This window comes from Hyalangium minutum, assembly GCF_000737315.1.
In the GTDB taxonomy this organism is placed as follows: Bacteria; Myxococcota; Myxococcia; order Myxococcales; family Myxococcaceae; genus Hyalangium; species Hyalangium minutum.
The window spans coordinates 679,192-693,224 of record NZ_JMCB01000002.1; the positions used below are offsets into that span (position 1 = coordinate 679,192).

The following is a 14,033-nucleotide window of genomic DNA, read 5'->3' on the forward strand; positions in this document are numbered from 1 at the left end:
GCGGAAGTGTCCTCGTGGTGGACGACCAGCACAACATGCGCAAGACCACTGCTCTGGTCTTGAGCACCGAGGGCTACTCCGTCTTTCAGGCCGGCACGGGGCAGGAGGCGCTCGACCTGCTGGCCAAGCACAGCGTGGATGTGCTCCTGACGGACCTGAAGATGGAGCCCATGGACGGCCTGTTGCTGCTGAAGAAGGCGATGGAGGTTGCGCCCCGGCTGCAGGTCATCGTCATGACGGCCTTCGGCTCCATCGACAGCGCGGTGGAGGCCATGCGGTTGGGGGCGTACGACTACATCACCAAGCCCTTCAAGGACGGGGTGCTGCGCCACCGCGTGGAGCTGGCGCTGGAGCGCTCGCGGCTGTTGTCCCAGGTGAACCTGTTCGCCGACGAGTTCAACCAGCGCCACAACCTCAATGCGCTGGTGGGCGCCAGCCCCGCCATGCGCGAGCTGAAGAGCCGCCTGCTGCGCGTGGCCCAGAGCGATGCCACTGTGCTGATTCAGGGCGAGAGCGGTACCGGCAAGGAACTGGTGGCGCGCGCGCTGCACACCCACAGCCGGCGCAGCTCCAAGCCCTTCGTGCCCGTCAACTGCGCCGCCATCTCCGAGAGCCTGCTGGAGAGCGAGCTGTTCGGCCACGCCAAGGGCGCCTTCACCGGCGCAGTGAAGGCCCGGCGCGGCCTCTTCGAGGAGGCGGACGGCGGCACCCTCTTCATCGACGAGGTGACGGAGACCAGCCCCGCCTTTCAGTCCAAGCTGCTGCGCGCGCTGCAGGAGGGCGAGGTGCGCCGCGTGGGCGAGTCCACTTCGGTGCGCGTGGACGTGCGCATCGTCGCCGCCACCAACCGCGACATCGAGGTGGAAGTCCGCGAGAAGCGCTTCCGGCAGGACCTGTACTACCGCCTCAACGTGGTGACACTGCGGGTGCCCCCGCTGCGCGAGCGCCTGGAGGACGTCCAGGACCTGGCCAAGCACTTCTTGAAGCGCGCCAACGAGCGCAACTCCCGGCCCCGGAGCTTGTCCTCCTCGTCCGTGGCACACCTGATGGACTACAGCTTCCCGGGCAACGTTCGCGAGTTGGAGAACCTGGTGGAGCAGGCCGCCGCGCTGGCCGAGGGCGACGAGCTCATGCCCGAGGACTTCCCGGTCCGCGCCCAGGGGCAGCTGACGCCCACTTCCGCGGAGCTGGCCAGCGCCGCGAGGGCTCCGGGCAGCCCCACGCACACCCTGGCCGAGGTGGTGGAGGAGGCCGAGCGCCGCGCCATCCTCCAGGCCCTGGAGCGCCACCAGAAGGACCTGGCCCGCGTGGCCGACGAGCTGGGCGTTTCCTCCACGACGCTCTGGCGCAAGATGAAGCGAATCAAATTGCCAGAGACGGGCCCGGGGAGCGATCCTCAGGGCAAGTAGGCAGGCGTGGGCGGGTGAGACGGGCGGAAACATCACCACCGTCTCCCAGTGGATGAAACAACCCCCAGGAAGTGCTTCAGCTTTTCAGCCCTGAAAACGCTGTCACACGGCGGCGGGGCTGGGCGGCCTTCCGAGCCTGTAAGCGTCTGAAAAGACGAGGGGCGGAGGGGAAGCGGCATTTCAAATCTGAAATGACTTCTCCAATCTTCAGATCTGCAAGCTGGGTTTCAGCGCTGCAATCGCGAACTTGAAATAAAACCCCCGCTCCGAAGCAGGCTGATCCTCTAAGTGCCTGAGAGAACTAGAATTCACCCCGTCGTTGGCATTGGCACGCGGGCTGCTAAGACACTCCTCGGGACGCATCGAAGCGAGGCTGAAGGAGGTTCCCCCCCACCCCTTCAGCACTTCCGGTGAGTCACTTATGAAGACCCGCGGCCCGGCTCCCTTTTGGGGTGCCGGGCCGCCTTCATTTTATGGCACTGAGGCCTGGCACTCCCGCGGACTACGCAGTCTTCGCTCGGCTCTTCCTGGAGCTCGGGGTGCGCGAGCCGCCTCCTTCTCCCGAGGTGTGGGCCGCGGAGCTCATGCCCCTCACGCAATTCCATGATGGGCCTCAGGGACCCGTGGCGTACGTGGCGGCGGATGTGCTGGGGGACCTGGGCTACGTGGTGCAGCTCGTGGTGGATGGGGCCGCCCAACGGCAGGGGCTGGGCCGGCGGATGATGCAGGAGGTGGCGGCGCACTTCCGGGCCCGAGGCTGCACACGCTGGGGCCTGAACGTGAAGCGGGACAACACCGCGGCGCTCGCGCTCTATGGCTCCTTCGGCATGAAGCCGCTGCGTGAGGCGGTGTCGCTGACGGTCTCCCGGGCCCAGGTGGCGGCGCTCCCCGCCGCGCCCGAGAGCCTCCAGGTGGTGCCCGTGGTGGAGTCCGAGTGGGCACCGCTCACGGCGGCCTTCCAGATGATGCCGGAGAAGCTGGCGCGGTTCTCGAAGCGGGCTTCGCACCAGTTGCTGCGGCTGCACCAGCCCGGAGCTCTCGAGCCGATGCGCCTGGGGATGATGGACCTGCGTCAGGGGGGGGTGCTCTTTCCGTTCTTCGCGGCCACGCCGGGACATGCGCGCGCGCTGCTCGAGGACGCCTTCCGCCGCTCGGGTGTCGAGGCGCTCCACGTGGCCGTGACGGACGACGCGCCGCTCGCGGAGGTGCTGCGGGCCGCGGGGGCGGCCGTTGTCATGGAGACGCTCCAACTGCAGGGGCTGCTGGCCTCGTAGTCAGTGCAGGCTCCGCGCTTCCTGGCTCTGCCGGTAGGGGGAGAGCCGCAGCGAGTGGACGAAGCCTACGGGGGTGATGCCGCGCCCGTTGCGGTAGGGCCAGAAGCGCAGCGTGGCCGGAGGGAGCTCCACCTGTTCCAGCAGCCGCAGCTCCACCAGCGGATACCAGCGGCCAGCGGCCTCGCCTCGGAGGGGACGCACCTCGAAGGTGAAGCGGGCCTGCCCCGAGCGGCGCGCGGCTTCGAGCCGCTCCACCCGGCTGTGTCCCGGGGCGTCCACGTGGCTGGCCACGGCGCGCAGCTTCGCCCGGCCCAATCCGTTCACCAGGAAGGGGGACACCGCGTAGTAGTCGTTCTCCAGAAAGTCATGGGTGTCCGTGGAGAACGGCGCCAGCCCCAGTGTCCACGGGGAGCGCACGGTGGCGAAGAGCAGATCCTGATCGCCTGGCGAGGGCTCTTCGGTGACGGCCTCCTCCGAGCGCAGGCGCACCGCGAGCCCGAGGACATCCGGCCACTCGCGCTGTCCGCGCCAGAGGGCCGTGGACAAACGCACCAGTGCAGGCCCCGCCAGACGCGAGGCCACCGGCTGGAGGCTCTCGCGCGGGGTGATGATTTTCACCTCGGCACGGTAGGTGATGCCCTCGGGGTGCAGGAGCCGCGCATGCCGCAGCGTTGCTCCCACCCGGACGGCGGGCCCCCAGATGCCGCCGATGATCCGCCCCAGCTCCTCCGAAAACGACATGCGGAGACTCCTCCCGGGCCAAAGGTGGAGCGCGGGGTGGGCGGCGCAAAGCGCCAGGGGCGCAGGCTCGTCTGCCTGCCCGCAGGGCGGAAGCGAGGGTTGAAAAGACGACGCCCGTCCAGGCACGGGGCCAGGACGGGCGTGGGTGAAACGGGACCGGTGGGCGTGGGGACTACTGGCCTCCGAAGAGGCTGCCAGCCTGAGTGAGCCACTCGGTGAGCGAGCCCGGGAGGATGCCCAGCACCACCACGGCAGCGGTGGAGAGCACCAAGGTGAGCTCGGTGCCCCAGTTGCGCTCCAGCGTGTGAGCGCCCTCGGGCACGGGCCGCATGAACATGTAAACGACGACGCGCAGGTAGTAGTACACGCCGGCCGCGCTGGAGAGCACGCCCACGATGGCCAGACCGATGAGGCCCGTGTCCACGGCGCTGCGGAAGATGAGCAGCTTGCCCATGAAGCCCATGGTGGGAGGGATGCCGCCCAGCGAGAGCATGAAGGCGGCCATCGCGAACGCCCAGCCCGGCCGGCGCTGCGCGAGCCCGCTGAAGCGGTCCAGGTCCCACGCCGTGCCCTTGTCCTCATCCTCGCGGCGCTCGAGCGCGGAGACGAGGGCGAAGGCGCCCACGGCGGTGACGGTGTAGGCCAGCAGGTAGAAGAGGATGCCGCGCAGCGCGTCCGCCTGGGCCTTGGCCACGTCCAGCGTGGCGCCCTCGTTGAGCGCGGTGGAGCCCAGCAGCGAGAAGCCCGCCTTGGGGTGGGTGACGAAGAGGGCGGCCACGCCCACCAGCAGGTAGCCGGCGTGGGCAATGGAGGAGTACGCCAGCATGCGCTTCACGTTGCGCTGCGGGATGGCCAGCAGGTTGCCGACGATCATCGTCAGGAACGCGAGCGTGGAGAAGATGATGAAGGGCACCTGCGGATCCATGCCCTTGCTCACCGAGAGGAACACGCGCACCAGGGCGGCGAAGGCCGCGGCCTTCACGCCGGCGCTCATGAGCGCGGTGACAGGGGTGGGCGCGCCCTCGTACACGTCCGGCGTCCACATGTGGAAGGGCACGGCGGCCACCTTGAAGGCGAAGCCCGAGGCCACCAGGATGACGCCGCAGTACACCAGCGCCTTGTGGTCCACCACCGCCTGGCCCAGGTTCTGGGTCAGCTGGGACAGCATCGTGGTGCCGGTGGCCCCGTAGAGCAGCGCCGCGCCGTACAGCAGCACCGCCGAGGAGAACGCACCCAGGATGAAGTACTTGAAGCCCGCCTCGCTGGGCCGCGTGCCGCGGCGCAGGTATGAGGTAAGGGCATAGGTGCCGATGGAGAGCACCTCGATGTTGACGAAGATGGTGATGAGCTCGTTGGAGATGGCCAGCAGGCTCATGCCTGCGGTGGCGAACATCATCAGCGCGTAGAACTCACCGCGCTCGGCGCCGCGCCGGTGCAGGAAGCCCGCGGAGCTCAGGGCGGCCAGCCCCAGGCCCACGCAGAGGATGAGCGAGAGGAAACTGGAGAACGGATCCAGCACCGCGTACCCGAGGAACACCTTCTGCGCCGGCTGGAACATCAGCCACACGGAGAGGATGCCGCCCAGGGCGGCGGTTCCCGCGGTCAGCACCGCCTGGTAGGCGCGCGACGAGGTGGCGGAGAGGAAGACCTCCGAGAGCAGCAGGACGCACGCTCCGGCCACCAGGAGGATGGCCGGCAGCAGCGGGAGGAAGTCTGCCGAGGTGATGTTGGGCAGGTTCATGGCGGGAGGGGGTCCTTACTGCTGGGCCGTCGGGAGGACGGCGGCCGGAGCGGCGGCGAGCGGACTGGAGGGACGGAGGGGTGCGGCCGCCGTCTTCTCGGCGGGCAGCGGCATGACCTGGATGGGCAGCTGGTTCTGGTCCGGCGTGGCGCCCGGGGTGCCCACGCTGGCGCGGGCGATGAAGCGGTTGGTGGAGGGCGCCAGGCGGTCCAGGAAGGGCTGCGGCTGCAGGCCCATGACGAGCACCAGCACCAGGAAGGGCGCCACAGTGACGAACTCGCGCAGGTTGATGTCCGGCAGGAACTGGTTCTCGCGGTGGGTGAGGCTGCCGAAGAACACCTTCTGCACCATCCACAGCATGTACGCCGCGCCGAGGATGACGCCCGTGGTGGCGAACACGCCGAACGCCGGGTGCAGGCTGCTCTTGAAGGTGCCCAGCAGCACCAGGAACTCACCGATGAAGCCGTTGGTGCCCGGCACCGCCACCGAGGAGAAGGTGATGATGAGGAACGAGGCCGTGTACACCGGCATGACCTTGGCGATGCCACCGAAGTCCGCCATGAGGCGGGTGTGGCGGCGCTCGTAGAGGAAGCCGAACAGGAGGAACAGCGCGCCCGTGGACACGCCGTGGTTCAGCATCTGGTACGCGCTGCCCGTGGCGCCCTCGGCGGTGAGCGCCAGCATGCCCAGCATGCAGTAGCCCAGGTGGCTCACGGACGAGTAGGCGATGAGCTTCTTGATGTCCCGCTGCGCCAGGCACATCAGCGCGCCGTAGACGATGCCCACCACCGACAGCGTGGCGAGCAGCGGACGGGCCTGCTGGGTGGCCACCGGGAACAGCGGGATGGCGAAGCGCCAGAAGCCGAAGGTGCCCATCTTCAGCATGACGCCGGCCAGAATCATGGAGCCCGCCACGGGTGCCTGCACGTGCGCATCCGGCAGCCACGTGTGCACCGGCCACATCGGCACCTTGATGGCGAAGGCGATCGCGAACGCGGCGAACATCACCGGGCCCCAAGTATGGAGCGTGCGAGCCAGGCCGCTGACGTTGTCACACGAGCCCGCGGCGGTGCAGCGGGCCAGTTCCTGGTTGGCACCTAGGAGCGCGTTGTAGATGGAGGCGTAGTCGAACGAGCGCTCACCGGCGCCGCCCGCGATGAAGTACACCGCGACGATGGCCACCAGCATCAGCAGCGAGCCGGCCAGGGTGTAGAGGAAGAACTTCACCGCCGCCATCTGGCGATCCTCGGCGCCCCACACGCCCACCATCAGGTACATGGGGATGAGCATCGCCTCGAAGAAGACGTAGAAGAGCAGCACGTCCAGCGACACCAGCGCGCCCAGCATCGTCGTCTGGAGCACCAGCAGCGCTAGGTGGAACTCCTTGATGCGGTGGCTGATGTACGTCTGCGAGGCCAGCACCACGAGGGGCCCGAGGAACACGGTGAGCAGCAGCAGGCTCGCCGCGATACCGTCCATGCCCACGTGGTAGCTCAGCCCGAACTCGGTGAACCACGGCACGCGGTACTCGAGCTGGAACTCGGGGCCGCCCGGCAGGTAGCGCAAATAGGCCCAGACCCCGAACACCAGGTCCACCAGCATGCCAATGAGCGTGACGGTGCGGATCTGCCCGTGCTCACCCTGGGGCAGCAGCACCACCAGGGCCGCGAACACGAGCGGCAGGAAGATGACGATGTTCAGCAGGTGGGTGTCGAAGAAGCCCATTTAGAACACCTTGAGGATTGCGTAGAGCACACCGCCCAGCAGGGCCAGCGCCATGACCGCGGCGTAGGCCTGCGCATCACCGGTCTGCAGGTAGCGCAGCGCGCTGCCCACGCGAGCCGTGACCCATGCCGTGCCGCGCACCGCCACCGTGTCGATGAGCAGCGCGTCCACGACGCGGAAGAGCACGAAGCTCATGAACTTCACCGGGCGGATGATGAGGAACTCGTAAAGCTCATCCACGTAGAACTTGTTCTGCGCCACCCGGCGCACCACGCGCGCGAAGGCCGGGGCCGGCTTCTCTCCCCAGGACGGGAAGAACTTCAGGTACAGGAACGCCGCCACCGCGCCGCCAATCGTCACGCACACCCAGGCGAACCCGTAGTCGCCGAAGGTGGGCTTGCTGGTGTCCAGCTCCACCGTGCCCGCCTGGCTGGCGATGCGGTTGGCCGCGTTGAACACCGGGCTGAGGAAGTTCTCCATCAGCGCCTGCGGCGAGTTGGGCAGCAGCGCGAACGCGTACACCGCCGAGCCGATGCTGAGCACCGCCAGGATGAACAGCGGCAGCGTCATGTACCAGGAGCTCTCGTGCGCGTGCGCCAGCTTGGCCTCGGGCGAGCGCTTGCCCTCGAACGTCAGCAGGTACAGGCGCGTCATGTAGAAGGCCGTGCACATCGCGATGCCCACGCCCACCGGGTAGAGCACCTTGGACACCCACTCCAGGCCGTGCAGGTGGTTGTGGTGCACGCCGTGGAAGATGGCGTCCTTCGAGAAGAAGCCGGACAGCGGGATGATGCCGGTGATGGCCGCCGTGGCGATGAAGAACGTGAGCCACGTCCAGAACATCTCCTTGCGCACCCCGCCCAGCTTCTTGATGTCCGTCTCGTCCCCGTTGCCGTGCATCACGCTGCCGGCGCCGAGGAACAGACACGCCTTGAAGAACGCGTGGGTGACGAGGTGGAACACCGCCGCCCAGAAGACGCCCATGCCCACGCCCATGAACATGATGCCGAGCTGGGACACGGTGGAGTAGGCCAGCACCTTCTTGATGTCGTCCTGCGCGAAGGCGATCAGCGCCGCCAGCAGCGAGGTGGCCGCGCCCACGATGGCGATGGCCGCCATGGCGGTGGGGCTGAGCACCAGCAGGAAGCTCATGCGGCTGAACAGGTAGACGCCCGCGGTGACCATCGTCGCCGCGTGGATGAGGGCGGAGACCGGCGTCGGGCCGGCCATGGCGTCCGGCAGCCACACGTACAGGGGCAGCTGGGCGCTCTTGCCCGCCGCGCCCAGGAGGAACAGCAGCATGGCCACCGTGAGCACGCCGCCGTAGGTGCGGCCCTCGAGCGGCCCCGAGTTGATGGGCGTGTCCAGCTTCACCGCGCCGCTGGCCTCGGGCATGGCGCGAGCGAAGGTCTCCAGGCCCTGGAAGGTGACGGGGCCGCGCTGGTCCAGGCCGGCCACATACCGGCCCGTGGTGCTGCCCACCGGCTGCAGGTCCGCGTCGCTGGCCTGACGCGAGAAGGCGCCCACCAGAATGACGATGAGGAACGTGGCGATGAGGAACGCGAAGTCGCCGATGCGGTTGGTGATGAACGCCTTGCGGCCCGCCCACGCCTTGGCCGCGTCGTTGTACCAGAAGCCGATGAGCAGGTAGCTCGCCATGCCCACGCCCTCCCAGCCCACGAAGAGCAGGACGAGGTTGTCGGCCATGACCAGCGTCAGCATCATCGCGACGAACAGGTTGAGGTACGCGAAGTACCGCCAGTACCCCTCGTCGTGCTCCATGTAGCTGGTGGAGTACAGGTGGATGAGGAAGCCCACGCCGGTGATGACCAGCAGCAGCGTCCCGGACAGGTGGTCCACCAGCAGCCCGAAGTTCACCCGGAAGTCGCCCGCGCTGAACCACGTGCCCAGGTCATTCCACAGGGCGTAGCGCGCCGGCGAGCCGCCGAAGGTGTTCATCACGGACACGGGCACGCCGCTGTCCGTGTGGCTGGTGGCCCAGAACGCCAGCACCGCCAGCACGAAGGAGCCTGCCACGGCGGAGCAGGCAATGAGATGTACGTTGGCCCGGCCCAGCATCTTGCCGAACACGCCGCAGATGAACGCGCCCAGCAGCGGCAGGGCGATGATCATCCACAGCGATTGCGACAGCACGTCCGGGGCGATGGGCGCGGTCTTGAGGAGACTGGAGAAGTCCATAGGAGGAAGCTCTCGAAGGGCGGGGGACCGCGTCAGTGCTTCATCGTCTTGATGTCTTCGATGTTCACGCTGCCTCGGCTGCGGAACACGGCGATGACAATGGCCAGGCCCACGGCGGCTTCGGCGGCGGCCACCGCGATGACGAAGAAGGCGGAGATGTGGCCGATGTCGTCACCGCGCATGCGCGCGAAGGCGAGGAACGTCAGGTTCGCCGCGTTGAGCATCAGCTCCACGCACATGAACACCACCAGGGCGTTGCGGCGCACCAGCACGCCGAACATGCCGAGGCAGAACAGCGCGGCGGCCAGAAACAGGGCTAACCAGGGGATGGGGTACATGGAGTTAGATCCTCGACTTGGCGACGACCACCGCGCCCACCATCGCCACCAGGAGCAGCAAGCTCACCGCCTCGAAGGGCAGCAGCCACGTCGTGAAGATGGCCTGGCCAATCGTCTTCAGCGTGCCGAAGCTCTGCTCGTTGCCGCCCAGTGAGGCCACGTCCTTGGGCACCCGGGCCAGCGCCAGGGACAGCACCGCCAGCAGGCCCACCGCCGAGCCGCCGCCCAGGATGCGCGAGAACGTCATCCGCGCGCTGGGCGCTTCATCTCCCAGGTTCAGCAGCATGATGACGAACAGGAACAGCACCATGATGGCGCCCGCGTACACGAGCACCTGCAGGGCCGCCACGGTGTGCGCCCACAGCAGCACGTAGACGCCCGCCAGGAAGAAGAAGGTGGAGACCAGCGCCATCGCCGAGCTGATGGGGCTCTTGGCGAAGATGACCAGCGCCGCCGACAGCAGCGTCAGGACCGCGAACGCTCCGAAGAGGATGTGCTCGATGCTCAAGACCAGTCTCCGAACGCACCCCAGGGCTTGTCGCCGAACGGGCAGCGCTTCTCGTGGATGTGCGCCTCGAACTCGGCGCGATACCGCATGAGGAACGAGTGCGTGGGCAGCGCTGCCGCGTCACCCAGCGCGCAGATGGTGTTGCCCAGGCCGATCGGCGGGTAGGGCGCGATGGAGGAGGCCACGTTGCTGAGCAGCTCCAAGTCACTCGGCTCGCCGCGGCCCTCTTCAATCTTGCGCAGCAGCCGCGTCTGCCACGGCGTGCCCTCGCGGCACGGGGTGCACTGGCCGCAGGACTCCTCGGCGTAGAAGCGCGCCACGCGCCACAGGCAGCGCACCATGCACGAGCTGTCATCCATCACGATGACGCCGCCCGAGCCGGCCATCGTCTGCTTCACCTTGAGCGCCTCGAACTCCAGCGCCACGTCCAGCTCGTCCGCGCCCAGCACCGGCGCCGAGGAGCCGCCCGGAATGACCGCCTTCACCTTGCGCCCGGCGGGCATGCCGCGCCCGTACTTATCGTCGAAGATGAGCTGGGTGATGGTGGTACCCATGTCCACTTCGTAGACACCGGGGCGGTTCACCGTGCCGGACAGGCACACCAGGCGGGTGCCGCCGGACTTGTCCGTGCCGAGCTTGGCGTACCAATCCGAGCCGCGCGAGAAGACGTGCGGCACGCTGGCCAGCGTCTCCACGTTGTTCACCACCGTGGGGGAGCCGAACAGACCCACCACCGCGGGGAACGGAGGCTTCAGCCGGGGCCACCCCTTCTTGCCCTCGAGGCTCTCCAGCAGCGCCGTCTCCTCGCCGCAGATGTAGGCGCCCGCGCCGCGCACCACGTAGCAGTCGAGGTGGAAGTCCTTGCCCAGCACCGTCTTGCCGAAGATGCCGGCCTTGTACGCCTCGTTGATGGCTTCCTGCGTCCGCTGGGCGGGGAACTTGAACTCGCCGCGGATGTAGATGTAGCAGGTGTGCACGCCCAGCGCGTACGACGCGATGGCGATGCCCTCGAGCATCATGTGCGGATCCAGCTCGAGGATGTACCGGTCCTTGAAGGTGCCCGGCTCGGACTCGTCCGCGTTCACCGCGAGGTACTTGGGCTTGGGGCTGTCCTTGGGGACGAAGCTCCACTTCAGTCCCGTGGGGAAGCCCGCGCCGCCGCGCCCGCGCAGGTTGGACTTCTTCACCTCGTCGATGATGGCCGCGGGCGCCATGTCCAGCGCCTTCTTCAGCGCCTCGTAGCCTCCGCGCTTGCGGTAGTGGTCCAGCGTCCAGGACTTGGGCTGACCCCACGCGCCGGAGATGATCGGTTCAAAGGCCGTTGTCGCCATTGCAGTCTGGTTCCTTGGAGGAGGGCCGATCAGCTGAGCTTCGCCAGGATGTCGTCGAGCTTCGCCTTCGTGAGGCTCTCGTGATGCTCTTCATTGATCTGCAGGCAGGGTGCGGTGCCGCACGAGGCCAGGCACTCCGTCTCCCGCAGGGTGAACTTCTCGTTGGCCTCGCCCGCCGTCAGCCCGAGCTTCTCTTCCAGGTAGGCGAGCATCTTCTCCGCGCCCCAGAGCGCGCAGGAGAGGTTGGTGCACACGTCGATGACGTACTTCCCGGGCGGCTTCAGGTGGTACATCACGTAGAAGCTGGCGACCTCATAGGCGCGCTCCGGCGTGACTTCCAGGTGCTTGGCCACCAACCGCATGCCCTCGGGGGGCAGCCAGCCCTTCAGATCCTGCAGCAGCCGCAGGGCGGGCAGCATGCCTGCACTCTTACGATCCGGAGGGTAATGGGAGAGGATTTCCGCGATCCCCGCGTCGAATTTCTTCTGCTCTTCAGAGGTGAACAGGGGCTCCGCCATGGCGGGCGCTTCGTAAGGCCCCGGTGGCAGGGTTGTCAACATAAACCCTCGAAGTTCCTTGGGACAGCCATCAGCCAATCGCGCAGCGATTTCAAGCGCTTGTGATGGGCCCGTCCGGAAGGCCGCCCCGGGCCACTGGATCAGCGCCGGGACCCGGGCCGAGGGCCGGGCGAGCGTTCACGGCGAGTAGGAGTCTGGAGGCACTTTCTTTTCCGAGGCCCCCGGATCCGGTACAAGTCGGCGCTTGGGTGACAACTTGAGTGCGGCGGGACCTCACAGCGGCGGAACGCTTCCCACGGGCATCGATCCCGAGGGCTACCGTGTGCTCATCGTCGAGGACAACCCGCACATCATCGAGATGTACGCCTACGTCCTGAAGAAGCTGGCGAGCGGGGAGCTGGCGGGCAAAGTGCCTCTAGAGGTGCACTTCGCCCCGGACGGGCACCACGCCTTGGCTCTGCTGCACGAGCAGCGCTTCAGCCTGGTGATGACGGACCTCTATATGCCCGTCATGGACGGCTTCGCCCTGGTGGAGCGCATCCGCGAGGAAGAGAATCTGCGCAACATCCCCATCATCGCCATCTCCGCCGGCGGCAAGGAGGCCCAGGACCGGGCCATGCAGCTGGGGGTGGACATCTTCCTGCGCAAGCCGGTGCGCTTCGTGGAAGTCCTGGAGACGGTGAAGCAACTCTTGCATATCGGGAAGTAGCCTCCGGGCCGGGAGCCGACGTAGAGTCGCGCCCCCATGCTCAAGCCCGCCGTCAACCGCGATACCGTGAGTGGCGAGGCCCTGTTCATCCTCCGCAACCTGAGGGAGAACGGGCGCCTGGGACGTTCGAACAAGCTGGCCGATGTGAAGGCCGCGCTCGAGCCGTCCGTGTCCCTCGAGTTCGACAGCTACTTCTTCTTCCTCCGCAAGTTCCACTACATCGCGATGGATCGCGAGGCCCAGCTCAAGCTCACCGACCAGGGTGAGCGGGTGGTGGACGGCGACGCGCTGGAGAAGTTCTCCACGGAGGTGGGCGAGTTCTTCGCCGATCAGATCCTCGGCGAGGAGGAGGCCACCCAGGCCGGCGACGACCTGAGCACGTACTTGCCGCCCCCGCCTCCGGAGCCCGAGGAGGCCGAGCTGAGCCGGGCCTCGGCGCCGCCGCCCATTCCGCTGCCTCCGGCGCGGGCCTCACGCACGGCGCTGCCCACGGTGGAGCCCATCATCCCGCCCATGCCCGCCGTGGCTCCTGTGAGCGCGCCCATCACGGCGTCCATCCCCACCACTGCTCCGATTCCGTCCATCACCTCGCCGCTGTCCCCCTCCATGCCCCCTCCCGCCGCCTCTCCCGCTGCGCCGGCCGCCCCGAAGGGGATCGAGCTGGACATGCGCTACCAGAAGTTCGACCCCATCGGCTCTGGCCCGCTGGGCACGGTGTTCAAGGGCCGCTTCAACTCGCTGGGGCTGGACATCTCCATCAAGGAGCTGAAGGACATCTTCGGCTACTTCTCCTTCCTGCAGCGCGGTGAGGTGCTCAAGCGCCTGAAGAAGGAGCTGTGCGCCCAGGCCCAGGTGCGCCACGCGGGCATCGCGCAGATCATCGATCAGAACGTGGACTCGGCGCGGCCCTACTTCGTGGTGGAGCTGCTGCGCGGCAGCCTCAAGGAGAAGCTGGAGGCGGGCGGTGGCAAGGGCGTGCCGGTGCAGCACGCGCTGCGCTGGTTCCTGCAGCTGGCCTACGGCCTGCGCGCCTCCCACAACGCGGGGCTCACGCACCACAACCTCAAGCCGGAGAACATCCTCTTCGACGGCTACGGCAACGCGAAGCTGGCGGACTTCGGCCTCGGGCGCGTCATCGAGGTGGATGCCACCAAGGGCATGCCGCAGGTCTTCATGGGCACCGGCGGCATGGTCTACATGGCCCCCGAGCTCATCCACCGCTCCAAGGACGCGGGCCCCGCGGCGGACGTGTACGGCCTGGGCATCCTCCTCTACGAGATGCTCACCGGGCAGATTCCGGGCCGCCGCTCGCCGCTGCCCTCCGAGGTGAACACCGACGCGCCCTCGGGCCTGGACTCCATCTTCGACCGGATGACCCAGGACAAGCAGGCGCAGCGCTACCCGGACATCGATGCGATGCTCGAGGACGTCTACAAGGCGTTCCCTGACAAGGAGTACCTGGAGAAGGGCGACCTTGTCCTCTCCTCTGAGTCGCTGGAGGGCTGAGCCCTCGGACCCTCGGACTTCCGAGGCCCTCGCC

At 67.6% G+C, this 14,033-nt stretch carries 12 protein-coding genes; 4 read left to right on the forward strand and 8 right to left on the reverse strand.

Annotated elements, in window-relative coordinates; genetic code table 11:
• The first annotated feature begins 17 nt into the window (after positions 1–17).
• A complete protein-coding gene (locus DB31_RS06420; RefSeq protein WP_044184089.1) occupies positions 18–1,409 on the forward strand; it encodes a sigma-54-dependent transcriptional regulator in 1,392 nt (463 codons plus the stop codon).
• A gap of 473 nt (positions 1,410–1,882) precedes the next feature.
• Positions 1,883–2,683 (forward strand): GNAT family N-acetyltransferase, encoded by an 801-nt coding sequence (locus tag DB31_RS06425; RefSeq protein ID WP_044183676.1) that lies wholly within the window; start codon positions 1,883–1,885, stop codon positions 2,681–2,683.
• Here DB31_RS06425 and DB31_RS06430 read toward each other — a convergent pair whose 3' ends face one another.
• The 8 genes from DB31_RS06430 to DB31_RS06465 all read right to left on the reverse strand — a co-directional run bounded on the left by DB31_RS06430 (position 2,684) and on the right by DB31_RS06465 (position 11,784).
• Positions 2,684–3,424, reverse strand: coding sequence for a hypothetical protein (locus tag DB31_RS06430; protein WP_044183679.1), 741 nt, complete (start codon positions 3,422–3,424; stop codon positions 2,684–2,686).
• A 172-nt stretch (positions 3,425–3,596) separates the two neighbouring features.
• Positions 3,597–5,165: an NADH-quinone oxidoreductase subunit N gene (locus DB31_RS06435; protein WP_044183683.1), complete on the reverse strand. Its 1,569-nt coding sequence runs from the start codon at positions 5,163–5,165 to the stop codon at positions 3,597–3,599.
• 15 nt (positions 5,166–5,180) lie between these two features.
• Positions 5,181–6,890: a complex I subunit 4 family protein gene (locus DB31_RS06440; protein ID WP_044183686.1), complete on the reverse strand. Its 1,710-nt coding sequence runs from the start codon at positions 6,888–6,890 to the stop codon at positions 5,181–5,183.
• Complete coding sequence (gene nuoL, locus DB31_RS06445) at positions 6,891–9,089, reverse strand: NADH-quinone oxidoreductase subunit L (RefSeq protein ID WP_044183688.1); 2,199 nt, start codon at positions 9,087–9,089, stop codon at positions 6,891–6,893.
• A 32-nt stretch (positions 9,090–9,121) separates the two neighbouring features.
• Positions 9,122–9,427: an NADH-quinone oxidoreductase subunit NuoK gene (nuoK, locus tag DB31_RS06450; RefSeq protein WP_044183691.1), complete on the reverse strand. Its 306-nt coding sequence runs from the start codon at positions 9,425–9,427 to the stop codon at positions 9,122–9,124.
• Between the two features lie 4 nt (positions 9,428–9,431).
• Entirely contained in the window at positions 9,432–9,935 is a 504-nt protein-coding gene (locus DB31_RS06455; protein WP_044183695.1) for an NADH-quinone oxidoreductase subunit J family protein, read from the reverse strand.
• Positions 9,932–11,266, reverse strand: a complete 1,335-nt coding sequence (gene nuoF / locus DB31_RS06460) for an NADH-quinone oxidoreductase subunit NuoF (protein ID WP_044183698.1) — start codon at positions 11,264–11,266, stop codon at positions 9,932–9,934. Before nuoF ends, DB31_RS06455 begins: the two co-directional genes overlap by 4 nt.
• A 29-nt stretch (positions 11,267–11,295) precedes the next feature.
• Positions 11,296–11,784 (reverse strand): NADH-quinone oxidoreductase subunit NuoE family protein, encoded by a 489-nt coding sequence (locus tag DB31_RS06465; RefSeq protein ID WP_044183702.1) that lies wholly within the window; start codon positions 11,782–11,784, stop codon positions 11,296–11,298.
• Between the two features lie 244 nt (positions 11,785–12,028).
• Here DB31_RS06465 and DB31_RS06470 point away from each other — a divergent pair, with 244 nt between their 5' ends.
• Together DB31_RS06470 and DB31_RS06475 are read left to right on the forward strand one after the other, a co-directional pair.
• Positions 12,029–12,493 (forward strand): response regulator, encoded by a 465-nt coding sequence (locus DB31_RS06470; RefSeq protein WP_044183705.1) that lies wholly within the window; start codon positions 12,029–12,031, stop codon positions 12,491–12,493.
• Positions 12,494–12,529: 36 nt separating this feature from the next.
• Complete coding sequence (locus DB31_RS06475) at positions 12,530–13,999, forward strand: serine/threonine-protein kinase (RefSeq protein ID WP_044183709.1); 1,470 nt, start codon at positions 12,530–12,532, stop codon at positions 13,997–13,999.
• Positions 14,000–14,033 lie beyond the last annotated feature (34 nt).

Coding starts and splice junctions, on each gene's coding strand:
- DB31_RS06425 (WP_044183676.1), top strand. CDS start 1,883: ATGGCACTGAGGCCTGGCACTCCCGCGGACTACGCAGTCTTCGCTCGG.
- DB31_RS06430 (WP_044183679.1), bottom strand. CDS start 3,424: ATGTCGTTTTCGGAGGAGCTGGGGCGGATCATCGGCGGCATCTGGGGG.
- DB31_RS06435 (WP_044183683.1), bottom strand. CDS start 5,165: ATGAACCTGCCCAACATCACCTCGGCAGACTTCCTCCCGCTGCTGCCG.
- DB31_RS06440 (WP_044183686.1), bottom strand. CDS start 6,890: ATGGGCTTCTTCGACACCCACCTGCTGAACATCGTCATCTTCCTGCCG.
- nuoL (WP_044183688.1), bottom strand. CDS start 9,089: ATGGACTTCTCCAGTCTCCTCAAGACCGCGCCCATCGCCCCGGACGTG.
- nuoK (WP_044183691.1), bottom strand. CDS start 9,427: ATGTACCCCATCCCCTGGTTAGCCCTGTTTCTGGCCGCCGCGCTGTTC.
- nuoF (WP_044183698.1), bottom strand. CDS start 11,266: ATGGCGACAACGGCCTTTGAACCGATCATCTCCGGCGCGTGGGGTCAG.
- DB31_RS06465 (WP_044183702.1), bottom strand. CDS start 11,784: ATGGCGGAGCCCCTGTTCACCTCTGAAGAGCAGAAGAAATTCGACGCG.
- DB31_RS06475 (WP_044183709.1), top strand. CDS start 12,530: ATGCTCAAGCCCGCCGTCAACCGCGATACCGTGAGTGGCGAGGCCCTG.